The organism is Cerasicoccus arenae (assembly GCF_014651635.1).
Taxonomy (GTDB): domain Bacteria; phylum Verrucomicrobiota; class Verrucomicrobiia; order Opitutales; family Cerasicoccaceae; genus Cerasicoccus; species Cerasicoccus arenae.
This window is the reverse complement of sequence record NZ_BMXG01000011.1, coordinates 1-14,401: the sequence shown is the minus strand read 5'-3', so window position 1 is coordinate 14,401 and position 14,401 is coordinate 1. Positions and strand designations below refer to the sequence as shown.

Annotated in this window: 13 protein-coding genes; 2 read left to right on the top strand and 11 right to left on the bottom strand. The window is 52.9% G+C overall.

Features of this window, described 5'->3' with window-relative positions:
• Positions 1-16 precede the first annotated feature (16 nt).
• The 10 genes from IE065_RS10000 to hemF all read right to left on the bottom strand — a co-directional run bounded on the left by IE065_RS10000 (position 17) and on the right by hemF (position 12,718).
• Positions 17-430, bottom strand: a complete 414-nt coding sequence (locus tag IE065_RS10000) for a hypothetical protein (RefSeq protein WP_189514580.1) — start codon at positions 428-430, stop codon at positions 17-19.
• A 245-nt stretch (positions 431-675) separates the two neighbouring features.
• Positions 676-2,583 carry a hypothetical protein gene (locus IE065_RS09995; protein ID WP_189514578.1) on the bottom strand — a complete coding sequence of 636 codons (1,908 nt, stop codon included), beginning with the start codon at positions 2,581-2,583 and terminating at the stop codon, positions 676-678.
• Positions 2,580-4,490 carry a hypothetical protein gene (locus IE065_RS09990; RefSeq protein WP_189514577.1) on the bottom strand — a complete coding sequence of 637 codons (1,911 nt, stop codon included), beginning with the start codon at positions 4,488-4,490 and terminating at the stop codon, positions 2,580-2,582. The genes IE065_RS09995 and IE065_RS09990 overlap by 4 nt, the downstream gene beginning before the upstream one ends.
• A gap of 156 nt (positions 4,491-4,646) precedes the next feature.
• Positions 4,647-6,632, bottom strand: a complete 1,986-nt coding sequence (locus IE065_RS09985; RefSeq protein ID WP_189514575.1) for a response regulator — start codon at positions 6,630-6,632, stop codon at positions 4,647-4,649.
• A 2-nt stretch (positions 6,633-6,634) separates the two neighbouring features.
• The gene (locus IE065_RS09980) at positions 6,635-7,072 is read right to left on the bottom strand and encodes a response regulator (protein WP_189514573.1); all 438 of its coding nucleotides are present in this window, start codon (positions 7,070-7,072) and stop codon (positions 6,635-6,637) included.
• Complete coding sequence (locus tag IE065_RS09975; protein WP_189514571.1) at positions 7,069-8,730, bottom strand: sensor histidine kinase; 1,662 nt, start codon at positions 8,728-8,730, stop codon at positions 7,069-7,071. The genes IE065_RS09980 and IE065_RS09975 overlap by 4 nt, the downstream gene beginning before the upstream one ends.
• Before the next feature lie 131 nt (positions 8,731-8,861).
• Positions 8,862-10,163 carry a glutamate-1-semialdehyde 2,1-aminomutase gene (hemL, locus tag IE065_RS09970; RefSeq protein WP_189514569.1) on the bottom strand — a complete coding sequence of 434 codons (1,302 nt, stop codon included), beginning with the start codon at positions 10,161-10,163 and terminating at the stop codon, positions 8,862-8,864.
• 55 nt (positions 10,164-10,218) lie between these two features.
• A complete protein-coding gene (locus IE065_RS09965) occupies positions 10,219-10,641 on the bottom strand; it encodes a hypothetical protein (RefSeq protein WP_189514567.1) in 423 nt (140 codons plus the stop codon).
• Positions 10,642-10,680: 39 nt separating this feature from the next.
• Positions 10,681-11,715, bottom strand: a complete 1,035-nt coding sequence (gene hemE / locus IE065_RS09960) for a uroporphyrinogen decarboxylase (protein ID WP_189514565.1) — start codon at positions 11,713-11,715, stop codon at positions 10,681-10,683.
• 64 nt (positions 11,716-11,779) lie between these two features.
• The gene (gene hemF, locus IE065_RS09955) at positions 11,780-12,718 is read right to left on the bottom strand and encodes an oxygen-dependent coproporphyrinogen oxidase (RefSeq protein WP_189514563.1); all 939 of its coding nucleotides are present in this window, start codon (positions 12,716-12,718) and stop codon (positions 11,780-11,782) included.
• 193 nt (positions 12,719-12,911) lie between these two features.
• On the opposite strand from hemF, the gene IE065_RS09950 reads away from it, so the two are divergent.
• Entirely contained in the window at positions 12,912-13,364 is a 453-nt protein-coding gene (locus IE065_RS09950) for an SRPBCC family protein (protein WP_189514561.1), read from the top strand.
• Entirely contained in the window at positions 13,345-13,683 is a 339-nt protein-coding gene (locus IE065_RS09945) for an ArsR/SmtB family transcription factor (RefSeq protein ID WP_189514559.1), read from the top strand. The genes IE065_RS09950 and IE065_RS09945 overlap by 20 nt, the downstream gene beginning before the upstream one ends.
• 58 nt (positions 13,684-13,741) lie before the next feature.
• On the opposite strand, the gene IE065_RS09940 is transcribed toward IE065_RS09945, so the two are convergent.
• Positions 13,742-14,164, bottom strand: coding sequence for a VOC family protein (locus IE065_RS09940; RefSeq protein ID WP_229792091.1), 423 nt, complete (start codon positions 14,162-14,164; stop codon positions 13,742-13,744).
• Positions 14,165-14,401 lie beyond the last annotated feature (237 nt).

The following is a 14,401-nucleotide window of genomic DNA, read 5'->3' as shown; positions in this document are numbered from 1 at the left end:
ACCGTGAGAATTTGCCTCAGTTGGCCCCGTTGTCGATGATAATTTTGACCAGCGGGAAGGAATGCGTGCCGAACTTCACGACAATCGTCCGCGTGCGCCCAGGCTCCATCCGGACCGAGAAATCTTTCGGGTAACGGCGAGTGCCGTCGGCGAAAATGCCCACGAACTCCTCAGGGTCAAGGATTTGGCGGCTGCTGAGCTGGTTTTCCAGTGTTATCATGGCATAACGATCGCCCGAGGGCGTGCTCATGGGTCGGAAATTGCGCAGGAGCACATAGGTGCGATCAGGCACGATGCGGGTGTCTTCCTCGAAGAACAGCTCCGATGGATCGATGTCATAGCGGTCAAACGAAACGACGTCATTGGGGTCCAACGCGAAAACGCGGGCCGCGAGCAGACTCACGAGTAAGAACAGACGGACTGATTTCATACAAATAGGTTAACAATGATCATCCCGCCTGCAACCCCTTCCTCCTTGTTTGCACGCCCCAAAACGCATTTTTTGGCCACACCCCAAAGTAAAACTTTGCTGTAGTTTCCATTTCTGAGGCATTTTAGGCTAAAAAAGAGCATAAAAGTATCAGTTCCCAAAAACAACGAAATCGGCCCTCAATCCCCTTAGCAATTGGTCTCGGAGGCCATTTCCGGGGGATAAATCACCCCCTACCCCCCCCTTTAGCTCCCCGACTTTTCATTAAAGACATCCGCGAGCAACTTCGTGACTTCGTCATCGGACAAACTACTGGCAAGCAAAGCATCTCTGGCGGCAGCTTTGTCTTTCCATTGCCTCAAAATATTTGCCGCGCTGCGGTTGCGATCTCCATCATCCTTAATATCTACGACCCAATCGAGCGCAGAGATAGGATCACTACTGCTAATGGAGTTCACGAGATTCTTAACGGCAGCCTCACGGCTCTCCCCCTCAGGCAGCTCAGAAATCCAAATAGAGGCCTCATAGGTATCGTGGTCCAACCATTCGCGTGACACCCGATCGGTCAGCATTTTTTGCTGATCTTCAGGGGCGTTTTCCAGCCAATCAGCGGCCTCCCGGGGACTGTAGTCGGCCCAGCTACGCATGAGGTTTCGCTGTTCGTTCGTGTCTAGCTTAGCAAAACCATCGGCTCCAAGGTGCGCAAAAAGCGTCGAACCGTCTTCCCGCGCCCAACTGCTGTAGGTCTCCTTGATCAGACGCGACTGCAGGTCGGGGTCCGGGAGTGAATTGATCCAGGCGAGGGCCTGTTGTGGGTCATTCTGAACTAGCCTATTAGCTAAATTCGAAACCGCGCTTCCCTGCATCTCCCCGTCCATACTCAAAAAGTAGGCTTTGGCCGCTTCGGGGTCCTTATTAACGTATTCGGAGAGGACATTACGCATGGCGTTGTTTCTATCCTCTCCTTCAGGCATCGCCTCAAACCACGCAATTGCAGCTTCTGGGTCCTGTCGCGCCCAGTTGTAGGATAGATTAGACAGAGCGCGAGTATAGGCCTCTCCGTAGGGCAGACTATCGATGTAGCTGAGGGCCATTTGCGGGTCTTTGCGCACCATACGGTTGATGGCAGTGGAGATAAATTCGTCCTGCACTGCGCCGTCTAAATTGGCATGGGCCCAGTCCATCACTAACACCGGATCTTTATCGGCAGCACGCCATGCACTCATGTATTGCTGAGGATCTTTTTCCAGAGCCAGTGCCCCCAAAGCGCCCTCAACGTCATCGTTGATCCAGCGCTCGTAGATGCTTCGCAGGACGCTTTTCTGATCGGCGTTGCTGGCCAACTCTCTGGCCTCCGTCATTGCCAAATCGCGGTTTTCGTCCATCAAAACATTAAAATAGGCCTTGAGAGCCTGTTCATAGGCATCACCGCGAGGGACCAGTTCGAGCGCTTCTTTGGCGGACTCAATGTCCTGCTTGGCCCATAGATCAATGATATGGGCGTAGTTTTTCGGGCCATTTCCATCCGCCTTACCGTAAGTAAGCTGGAGAGTAAGGGCCTGGGCGAGATCAACTTCGGCCAAGGAATAGACCATGGTGCGTAGGCGCTTACTTTGGGTATTGGTGTCAAGCTGTGCCCAAGCGATCATCGCCCCAGCTTGGTCTTCCAGCACCCAGTTCTTGAATATGAAATAACCAAGGGTGGAGACATCGTCAGGGTCAGGCTGCTCGAGGAAATACGCATAGGCCGCGTCACGGTTGACGTCGACCCAACGCCCGTAGAGTAAGTTCATCGTGCTGCGATCAGCATCTTCTGCCCGAGCTTGCCCAATGGCGCGCACGAGCTCATCCTCAGACATGGACATCACGATCATGCGGGCATTCAGCTTACTGGCAGTACTGTCCTTTTTCAGAATACCGCCTAGCAGTTGGTATTTCTCCTCAAAGCTGACCGACATTGCTTCATGGTAAATGGCTTCCGCGACTTCGCGGGTCGACTTTCCCTTGGTTTTGGCCTGCCACTCAGGGGAGGCGTCAACCAACTGAATGGGGTCGAGATCCTCATCAAACTGCGGGCGTGCATTGGGTGCGTTCAGAAACCAACCCAAGGCAAAAGCAATGGCGAGGAGGATAATGCTGAAGGCGTACTTCATTTCTTATCGCCTTCCCCAATGAGCTTATTGATCTCCTCAACTGGTAGATCACTTTTGCGCAACGCAGCCTCGGCTGCGGCTGGGTCCTTCGCCTTCCATTTATTATAGCTGTTCTTGGTGAGGTTCTGGCGTATGCTATCGTCGGAGACGCCTGTCGCCCAGTCAAAGGCACTGGCGGGATCGTTGCGCAATGTCTGGTTGACGATATTGCTGATGGCCGCATCCCGCCCTGGGCTCACCTCCAGAGTCGCAATCCATTCTGAAGCCTCCAAGCTATCATGGCGCAACCACTGCTCGCTGATACGACCAATCGCATCTGACTGTGCATCGCCTTCCAATGTTTGCGCCCAATCAGCGGCTTGGGCGGGGTTTTTCCTAGCCCAGTTATAGGCAATATCCGAGGTGGTGCTCTTGGACAGCTCTCCCCCGAGGGCCGTCCAATAGGCAAGCGCACCCTCAGGATCTGTCCTGCTCCAATCTTTGGTCAACTCCTCCTCCATCTTCTGGCGGATGTCCTCCTGGTTCACTCCTGCGATAAGCTGCGCAGCAAAGTCCGGATTATATTTGGCCAACCCATCACTCAGTTCGCTCATATGTCTATTGGTGCGCTCCTCTGAACCTAAGGATAAATAGAAACGTAGTGCTTCCTCGGGATGATTCTCGGCATAATACTCAAGCGCTCGGGCCTGACCATTGGTTTTCTCGCTACCGGGGGGGAGGGTATCCACCCACGCCATGGCTGCCAACGGATCATTTTCCGCCCAGGTGCGAACGAGGTTGTTGACAGAATTGCGATAATTGGAACCGAAGGGTAATTGATCGACCAGAGCAGCAGCCCGCACGGGATCACTTTTCGCTAGTCGGTTGACAATATTTCGCACGAGATCGTCCTGCCGACGGCCATCTGTGTATTCATCAATATAGCCCATTAGCGACTCGGGATCGTCCAAAGGGAGTCTCCAACTCTGCGCACCGATAATCTGACTGCGCATGGTCGCAGACGGTATCTGCTCCAGCGAGGCAAAGGCCATATCCATGTCCTTCCTCAACCAGGTAGAGTAAACGCTCTCCAGCATCCGCTTGCGGTCGTGGTAGGTACCCAATTGCTGGGCCTCGTTCAGAGCGAGGTTGGGATCATCTTCAGCCAAACCAGAGAAATAGCCACGCCACGCTGTCTCCCGTTCACCTCGGTCTGAAATAGACTCAATCGCCGCTCGAGCAGCAGTGGGATCATCCCGCACCCAATTTTTCATGAGCGCATTATATCGCCAAGCAATATTACCTCCCACCTTGCCGGATTTGATCAGCTTCATGGCTCGAACGGGATCTTCCTTACCCAAATAGTTGATCAGTCGGTAATAGGCGCTGCTCTGCTTTGACTCAGGAAGCCTTTGCACGGCTTTGAGGGCTCCGTCGATGTCGGTCTCCGCCCATTGAGTAAAGAGTTCTCGGGTCAGACTATAATTCTTTTTTTCGTCGGCGCTCAAGTAGGCCAAGACGCCATCAGGGTCGATCTCCACCCAACGCTCCATCAGTAATCGTCGGGCATAGCTACTATCCGCCTGCTCCATCGCGGCACGTAAATCTCCTGCGCGCATCGCCATGATTACTTGCAGGGCCATGGTCACATTGTCCATGGAGGGATCCGCGCCGATTGAATCGACCACCGCCAAACGCTCATCGAAGCTCCGGGGAAGACGAACCCGACCATCAATAGCAGCCTCTTCAACCGCAGCGTCCGTTCCTTCCACAAAATCCTCGCCGGCGCGCGCCGAAGTGGAATCTGAATAGGTCGTCAGACTGAAATCCGACGACATGTGTGTGGGGGGGGTAAGTGAGCCACGCATCAACCAGCCCCCTGCGAGGGCGACAGGAGCGGCAACAACGAGTATCCAGTAAATTTTCACAAGCCAGCAACAATCATCATAGCGTATTTCAATTAGGCAACAAAATCCGGAATCGGTTCCTGGCAATCCTCCCTAGAATTAATATACTGATAGCCAGTTATCGAACTAAGCGTGTATTCGGCAAGACTGCCGGCGCTGAGACAACAGCAAAGCTTGTTATTCTGCGAACTCCTGCGAAACGAAATCAGTGAGCGTAGCCTCACTAATGACCTCCATCAGTTCTTCATGAGAATAAGGCTTACGCAGCAGCTTCGTGAACGGTGCGATATCTGTTAGCTTCGCCTGCTGCTGATCCATGTTCCCCGTCACCAAGACACATGGGAGCTGCGGGTGCATTTCGTGTAAAATGGAGATCAGCTTATCGCCATTGAGGTGCGGCATGTTATAGTCGCAAATGGCTAGATCGTATTCCTCGCACGTGCTTTTACAGTATTCCAGAGCCTGAACCGGGTCATGATAGGCATCCACTTCAAAGCCATGTAATATCAACAATTGCGTCGTAACCTCCGTCAACGCGATCTCGTCGTCGACCAAGAGGATACGTAGTGCGCTTGGCGTTACGGGCGTCGTTTTTTTCTTTTCTTTGACCACTGTGCTATGTCGCGCTTTAGGCAGTATCACTGAGAAGCACGCGCCGTGCCCAACCTCGCTGGTAACCGTCATTCGGCCGCCATGTGAGCCAATAATCCCCTGCGATGTAGCCAAGCCGAGCCCTGTGCCTTCGCCCTTCCTTTTCGTGCTGAAAAATGGCTCAAATATCCGCTCCTGAATATTTAAGGGAATCCCACTGCCATTGTCCTGAACCTCCACGCAAAAAAAGCCGTATCTGTCCTCGTCATAGCCATTTCGCTGATCCGAAACCGTTTCGCGAATGCGCACTTGGATCACTCCCCTCACATCCTTCACTGCATGTGCGGCGTTGTTGAGCAAATTGGTAATGACTTGGCTGATTTGCCCCGAATCCGCATCAATGACCGCTTTATCCAGCTCGTAATACGTTTCAATGAGCGTATGCTCTGCGACAACCGCGCGGATAAAATCTACTGACTCATTGACGACTTCCACCAAGTCCACCTTGGTGATCTCAGGATTCGTTAAGCGGCTAAAAAGCAAAACCTGGCGGATAATTTCGCGCGCACGTTGCGATGCCCGGCTAATGTGATCGGCGTTGCTCAACACGAATTCAACATTCTCAGGGTCGCGTTGCGTGAGTTCATTGTAGCCAATAATCGCCGCCAGCACGTTATTAAAGTCGTGGGCAATCCCTCCAGCCAAGGAACCCAAAGTATCCATACGCTGAGCCCGCCGCAACTGATCTTCCATCTCGCGGACACGCATTTTTGCGGTTACGTCATTGAAAGTGCAAATGATGCGGCGTGGTCGGCCGTCTGGCTCGCGCAGCACTACAATACCTTGGTTTTCAATCCATCGATCGCCAGACTCTGCATGCACGATGCGAAAGGCTGCCTCGAAGTGCCGCTTCGAGTCCGTTTGCCGTATAAAATTACTCCAACGCCGCTGGAAGTAATCACGATCCTCCGAGTGGATAACCGCATGTAATAACCCCAACGAAATCGGTCCCCTGGGCAGTGACTGACCACTTATTTCGCGCCACCGTTCGCACACGTATGCATGCTGCTCCGGCAAATTGATATCCCATACAGCAATGCCCGCCGTGTGCAGCGCAAGGTTCAGGCGCTCTTCGCTTTCCTTAAGCTGGCGCTGGGCCTCATCAAGTTGGTCCCGCTGACTAATATGCCGCAACGTACGTTCGACCGCGGGCCGGAGGTAATCGATAAAATCGGCCTCCTTGATGATATAATCCTCCGCACCAAGTTTCATCAGTTGGACGGCCACGCGCTCGTCACCAAAACCAGTCAGCATGATAAACGGCGGTGAGCCAAGGCTGGCCCAATGCTCAGTCACGAGTTCTTCGGCATTGGTGTCCGGAAGCTTATAATCCAGCAATACGAGATCGTATTCTTGCTGGGTATCGCTCAGCTCCTTAATCGCTTCCGCACCACTGGAAACCGCCATAACCTGATAGCCATCCGCTCTCATGCGACGCATGATGAAATGCTGCAACCCAAAGTCGTCTTCGATAAGCAGTATTCGATACTCTCTGTGCTGCGTATTATTCATGATTAATCAAGTCGAGGCACTTGGACTATTGAAAGGAATAATCCAAGATTACGAACAGCGCCAATAAATTTTTCGTAGTCCACTGGTTTGGTTACATAATAACTACAACCCAACTCATGACAACGCGCAATTTCCGACGGATCGTCGGTCGTTGTCACCATGATAATGGGTATTCGTCGGAGATATTTGTCGGCTTTTAAAATCTGCAACACCTCAATCCCGTTCATTTTAGGCATGCGGATATCCAGAAAAATCATAAACGCTTTGTCAGTAAGTGACTTTTCCTTGCAAGACTTCGTGAAAAAACCGAGAAGCTCCTGCCCATCCTCAAATTCCATAATGTTGTTGGCTATATTACAACGATTGAGGTTCAGGCGCATGAGGCTTCGGTGCCCGACATCGTCGTCGGCAAGAATGATGGTAACCTCCTGATTATTCATAACGATTGATGTGTGAAATATGGTTGATTAAGGCTGGCTGAAGACAGTGCATTCGCCCGCTCGTGGAGTGAGATATCATCGATGGATAACTCGACATGAAAGCTAGAGCCGCTATCTACAGTGGACTCGAGCGAGATGTTTCCTTCCATACGCTGAGCTAAAAGACTGCAAATACTCAGGCCAAGACCATCGCCATCTGAATCTTTAGGGTTCAGGCGATGGAAAACCTCAAATATTTTCTTCTGGTGGCTTTCCGCAATCCCCATGCCGTTATCCACCAACGTGTAGCGAATACGATTCTTTAGCTTTTCCGCATGAATTTTCAGACGAAGAGTCCGATCCGTCGAACGATATTTAATCGCGTTGTCAATGAGGTTGCGGAAGATCTGGCTCACCATCGTTATATCGCCATAACATTTAGGCAACGAATCAACCTCTACCTCAGCCCCGATTTGATCGAGTTGATAGGATAAGTCCTGAAGCAGGTCTCCGAAGAGCTTGTCCATGTCAATTTCTAGGGTGACCATCGGATAGCGCCCCAGCCGGGAATACTGTAGCAGGCCCTTTAGCAGTCGATCCATTCGCCGGCCACTCGTCGAGATGAAGTGCAGAATTTCCGGCAAATCTTTCTTCAGGATATGTTCTACTTTCGGAGGCAATTCGTCAAATTCGTCCAGCACAGCAATCAATTCTTTAATCGAGAAATCGAGTTCGCCACTAAAGCCAATGATATTGACCAGTGGCGAACGTAAATCGTGTGAAGCCACATAGACGATCTGTTGTAGGTCTTTTGTTTTCTGCTCCAACTCACTGATTAATTTCTCCTGCCGCTGCTGAAGCTTTTTCTGGGCGCTGATGTCTACGATCTGAGAAATGAAAAACTTGGGCTTATTCTCCTTACGAATCAGCGAAACACTCAGCTGGACGAAGACGATGTTGCCATCCTTCCGAAAATAACGCTTTTCAATGGAATATTCATCAATTTCTCCCACAAGTGTTTGTTTTAAGAGCTGCAGGTCGGAGTCTAGGTCATCTGGATGGGTAATCTGTTGAAAATCCATTTTCAGGAGTTCTTCCTCGGTGTAGCCCAGTAATTCACAGATTTTCTTGTTCACCTGCATCCATTTCCCCTCTACTGACACTAAGGCCTTTCCGATTGGCGCATAAGTCATGGCTGTACGAAACTGATCTTCACTTTCGATCAAGCGTTTCTCCGCTAGCTCACGCTTGGTGATTTCCGCCTCCAACGTCTTGGCTGTCGGTGCCCTTAATAGCTGGGGTAATAATGATAATAAACTGATAACGGTAGCCACCGAGACAATCGCGGTCAGTGCTTTCAGCAGGCCCAATAAGCGGTAGGCTGGCCACCAGTAGACCACGGCTTCCATCAAATACGTCAAACCACACATCAGGATGAATACTATAAACAAGTAAAACACGCCTCGATTTGCGACGTGCGGGCGATGCCGTAGATACCAGAAAATCGTAAGCGGGATTGCGATGTAGGACATCCAGATCACAGCGTCCAAAACAATATGCATCCAGCCATGGAAAATGCTCCAGCCACCGTTGTGCCAATGGGCATGAAAACCATCCGTGTTGAAAGCAGTCGACAAGTCGGCAGTCGATTTCACCAACTCAAAGTAGAGGTAAGACACTAATGGTCACATGTAATTCTTTTAATTTTTCTTTGCAAGTGCCATATCGCTTTTCAATAGAAAGAATCGCCCGGTGAACACCTCAATGCGAAAACGACATGCATATGAATACCAGTAACTTAAGCCGAAATCTATCGCGTAATTTCCTTCATTCCATGACATAGCACCTCAATGGTTTGCTCAATGTCGCTATTCGTGTGCGCCGTGCTAATGAAGCATGTTTCATAGGCCGAAGGAGGCAGGTAAACGCCATTTTCCAACGCATAATGGAACACCGTGTTGAACATCGATTTATCACTGGTCAGCGCGCTTTCAAATTGCGTAACGGGTGCCTCGGTGAAAAACAGTGCAAACATTGATCCAACCTGAGGCACTTGCAGAGGCAAACCAAGTTCCTTGGCAACCCCCTCCAACGCATCGCGAATCTGTGCACCAGCGGCCTCAAGGCGCGTATAAGGATCCTCAGTAATCAGCAGATCGAGCGCGGCAACACCAGCCGCCATTGCCAGCGGATTACCACTCAGCGTGCCTGCTTGATAAACCGGCCCTAGCGGAGCGAGCAAGTCCATGATCTCGGCCTTACCGCCGAAGGCACCGACCGGCAGCCCCCCCCCGATGATCTTGCCCAGCGCAGTCAAATCTGGCGTCACACCCTCCCGCTCTTGCACGCCGCCCAAGGCCACACGGAAGCCAGTCATGACTTCATCAAAAATGAGCACTGTCCCGTGTTGAGTGCAGACATCACGGAGCTTCTGCAAATAACCGGGCAGAGGCAGGATCAGGCCACAGTTGGCCGGATAAGGCTCTACAATGATGGCTGCAATTTCATCCGGGTGCTCCGCAAACGCGGCTTCCAGCGCCGCCACATCGTTGTAGGGCAATACAATGGTTTCCGCCGCAAAACTTGGTGGAACGCCAGCGCTATCCGGCGTGCCCAATGTCAAGGCCCCCGACCCCGCCGCCACGAGAAGCGAATCCACATGCCCATGATAGCAGCCAGCGAACTTGATAATTTTATTCCGCTTCGTGTAACCGCGTGCAAGGCGGATTGCAGACATCGTCGCCTCAGTCCCGCTGTTGACCATCCGGACTTTCTCCACCGACGGAACCAGCTCGACTACGCGCTCGGCCATCGCGACCTCATAGGGGTTGGGCGTCCCAAAGCTCGTCCCGCGATTCAACGCCTGCGCAATCGCCTCACGCACTTCCAGTCGATTATGCCCGTGGATGGCTGGCCCCCACGTGCAAACGTAGTCAATCAACTCCTGGCCATCAGCCGTCGTTAACCGACTGGCCTGCGCCGACCGCGTAAAAAATGGCGCTCCACCCACCGAGCGAAACGCCCGAACGGGGGAATTAACGCCGCCTGGAATCAGCTCAAGCGCGCGTTCAAACAATTCGGCAGAGGTTAAATACTCGGTTGATAAAGCCATGCCTTCCACGCTGTCCAATACCGCGCACCGGTTGAAGCCTAAAAGTTACCTCAATTCAAAACCATCCGCCAGATGACTTCGGCGCAGCCCCACGATCGAAATCAACCGTCACGCTCGAAGCAGACGCCAATACCGTCATTTTACGAGTCCCGTCAAAGGTCACCGTGCACGGAATCGCGTCTTGGGAAACAGGATGCAGCGTGAGGGTCTTCTCTTTGGCGTGGTAAACACCCTCGTAAATACTGGGGCCACCAATGTTCATATTCACCGTAGCCTTAAATTTCCGATTCCCGTGGAATTCGACCACGACATTGTCTACCGCCAATCCTACGCCATCACCGCTCAGTGAGGTCGAATGCCAGTGACCAACCAAACGGCTAACGGTTGAAAGCTTTGGTGGGCCATGACGATGGCCTGCAGGCAATGCCATTAAGCCCGCCGTCGAGAACAACAGGCAAAGAAGAATCAAACAACGCATGATCCAAGCATTACGGAAAAGATCACTGAGGGCAAATGCCTAATTCCCATTCGCCGCGACAACGGTATTCACCAGCGTTTCAACGCACTCGACGTGGGCGCTCGGGAGAATGCCATGACCGAGATTAACGATGTGTCCGGGCGCATTATTCATCGAGGTAAGGAGCTCTTTGGCAGCGCGGTGGACGATATCTGGGGTCGTGCTGAGAAGCGTGGGGTCAAGGTTCCCCTGAAGGGCAATATTCGCCGGAGCAAGCTCTCGCATACGCGGCAAATCGACCGTCCAGTCCATCCCAAGCACCTTTGCGCCACTGGCGGCAAGGCTGTCCACATGATGCGCCATGCCCTTGGCAAAGAGAATGATCGGCGCGCCCACAGGAAGCTCGTCAATGATCTGGCGAATCCACCGCAACGACATGTCATGGTAATCTGTCCCGGCGCAGGCGGCGGCCCAGCTATCAAATAACTGCACGCAGTCAGCCCCGGCGGCGAGTTGCATTTTGAGCAGCTCTGCGACTGCGGAGGCGAGCTTCGTCATCAGTGATTCAAAGGCTTTTCGGTCCTCGTAAAACAGCGCCTTAATCCGGGTAAAGTCTTTCGAGCTCCCCCCCTCCACCATGTAGCAGGCCAGCGTCCAAGGTGACCCCGCGAAGCCCAACACAGCCTTATCGGCCCCGACTTCTTTGTCCACCAAACGCAGGGCGTCGGCGATGTAGGCCAGCTTTTCACTGACGACGGAGGCGGGCGCGAGTTTCTCAATATCGGCAGCGGTTTCGAGTCGGAAATCCATCCCTATCCCCCCCTCCTCACGGAAATAGTAAGGCTGCCCAAGCGCTTCCGGCACAATGAGGATATCGGAAAACACAATCGCCGCATCCAACGCAAATCGCTTCAGCGGCTGGAGAGTGACTTCGGTCGCCAGCTCCGGCGTTTTGACCATCGTCACGAAGTCATACTGCTCCTTGAGCTTGCGATACTCAGGCAGATAGCGCCCGGCTTGGCGCATAATCCAGATAGGTGGCCGGTCAACCGTTTGGCAGTTCGCCGCAGCGAGGAATCGTTCTTTGGATGTCATTGAAAAATCAGAATGGTGATGGATGATTTATTAGCCGCGGATGAACAATGCGGCTCGCTGGTCGTCACTCAACATCGATCTCCAGCGGCTCGCCGTTTTCGCCGACCCAATCGCGGGGCTTGATGAAGTCCAGTAACGCGCTTTCGCGCGACCCAGGGGCGGTTTGGTGGTCGTATTCCCAGCGGACGAGGGGGGGGAGGGACATTAGGATCGACTCCGTGCGTCCACCGCTTTGCAGGCCAAACAAAGTGCCCCGGTCGTAGAGCAAATTAAACTCCACGTAGCGCCCACGACGATAGAGCTGCCACTGACGCTCGCATTCACCGAAGGCGGTGTCTTTGCGGCGCTTGATAATGGGCGCGTAGGCAGCGGGGAAAGCCGAGGCAACGGACCGCATGAAGCCAAAGGCATGCTCGAAACTGTGCTCGTTAAAGTCGTCAAAAAACAGCCCACCAACACCACGCGCTTCGTCGCGATGCTTCAGGTGGAAGTATTCGTCGCACCACGTTTTAAAGCGCGGGTAAAGCCCGGTCCCAAACGGCAGGCAGGCTCGACGGGCAGTCTGGTGCCAGAGCTGGGCGTCCTCCGTAAAACCATAGTAAGGCGTCAGATCAAATCCGCCGCCAAACCACCACACAGGCGGCTCGCCGTCTTTCTCCGCCACGAAAAAACGGACGTTGGCGTGGCTCGTAGGCGCATAAGGATTACGCGGGTGAATGACCACCGAGACCCCCATTGCGCGGAACGAACGCCCTGCCAATTGAGGTCGGTGCGCGGTCGCGGATGCAGGCAGTGACTTGCCTCGCACATCGGAGAAGTTCACCCCCGCCTTTTCAAAAACCTCGCCATCGGCCAGCACGCGGGATTCGCCGCCGCCGCCCTCTGCCCGCTCCCATTGGTCTGCCCGGAACGGCTGCCCTAGCGAAAGGGCTTCCAGTGTCGCGCAGAGGGAATTCTGGTAATCGCGGAGAAAGGCGCAAACGGCGTCCGGGTCGATGTGCATGAGGGGTAGGAAAGAGGTTAAAGGTTAAAGGTTAAAGGTTAAAGTAGATGCGTGTAGCTGCTCCTCGAAAGGGGGGGGTATGGAGTCGGGATAGCTCAAAGGGGGGGGGACAAATGGGGGGAATCGGTTTTTATGCAACTTTTTGGTTGCGTATTCGGGGTTTGCCACTGAATATGCAACCAATTAGTTGCCTATGAAACACACCATCATCAAACAAATCGAAATTGCTGCGCCGGTGTCCAAGGTCTGGCGCGCATTGACCGACCACCGCCAATTTGGCGAGTGGTTCCATGCTAAGATCGACAGCCCATTTGTCGTGGGCGGAACCTCGACTGGCAGCGTTAACTGCTCCGGTTGCGAAAGCCATGAGTGGAAAGTGATTATCGAAAAAATGGAGCCCGAGACTTACTTTGCCTATCGTTGGCATCCGTTCGGCGTCGACGACAAGCGCGACTTTGCCCAGGGACGCGCGACGCTAGTCGAATTCCGCCTAACGCCAATTGCCACTGGAACCCTGCTCCAAGTCACCGAATCCGGCTTTGAACACCTGCCAGATGATCGCCGCGACGAAGCTTTCCGCATGAACACCGGCGGCTGGGAAATGCAGCTCGAAAACATTGCGCGCTATGCTGCCGAAAACCGATAGCCCGCAAGACGTCGCCCGATACGCGCCGATCTTCGCCGCCCTCGGCGATGAGACGCGCCTGTCGCTGGTGATGAGGCTCAGTGACCAGCGCAAGCAGACTTTGTCTACATTGTCCGCGGACACGTCCCTCTCCCGACAGGCGATCACCAAACACCTGCGTGTGCTGGAAGGCGCGGGCCTCGTGCAATGCGAACGCCAAGGCCGCGAAAGCCGTTACGCGCTCACCCCCGGCCCCTTCAAAGACATCGACGAATACATCAACTTCGTTTCCGACCAGTGGGGCAACGCCCTCGACTGCCTCAAAGACTTAGTCGAGTAACCACTTAAAAAGCTTCCACCTTCTGACTGACTAGTGGACTTAAAAGTGCGGCGAGGCTTTAGCCCTTGCCACCACTGCCTTGATCGACTTTCCGTTGGTTCATTTTCAGGAGGTGGTTTGGATTGACCACAAATTCATATTTAAACCCATCACGGTCAAAAAAGAAAGTTGCATAATAGCCTTCGCCATACTCGGGGCAATCACAGGGTGCATCTTGGATGCTGCAATGCCCTTCTTTTTCAAGTGGAAGTAAGACATCTCGGTAAAAGCGATCCACATCCTTGCGATCCGATGCACTAAATGCTATGTGATCATGGTGCCCAAGAGCTCCTCGACAGTATTCTTTATCTTTAAAACCTTCACGAACTTGGCAGATACTGATTTCATGAGGCGTCTCAAGATCCCACCGTTTCCAATCTTCGTACCCGTATTCTTTTCCGTAGCTGGAATCTGCCAATTCATACCCGAAATACTTGAACATCGCACTGTAAAATGGTGACGAGCGCGCAACGCAAGAAACGTTGATCGTCATATGATGTAGAAGACCTCGATGCTGGTTCATTTTATCGTCGAACGTTGAAGGGTGGCACGGCGTTAGCGTTGTCACCACAGACTTCCATGAGAAGGCATTTCAAGTTTAAGTTTCAAAATTTCAATTTTGGGTGTTCATCCCTTGGTGTGTTGGGGCTTTGTGCTGAGGTTGGTCTTCCGGTTTGTC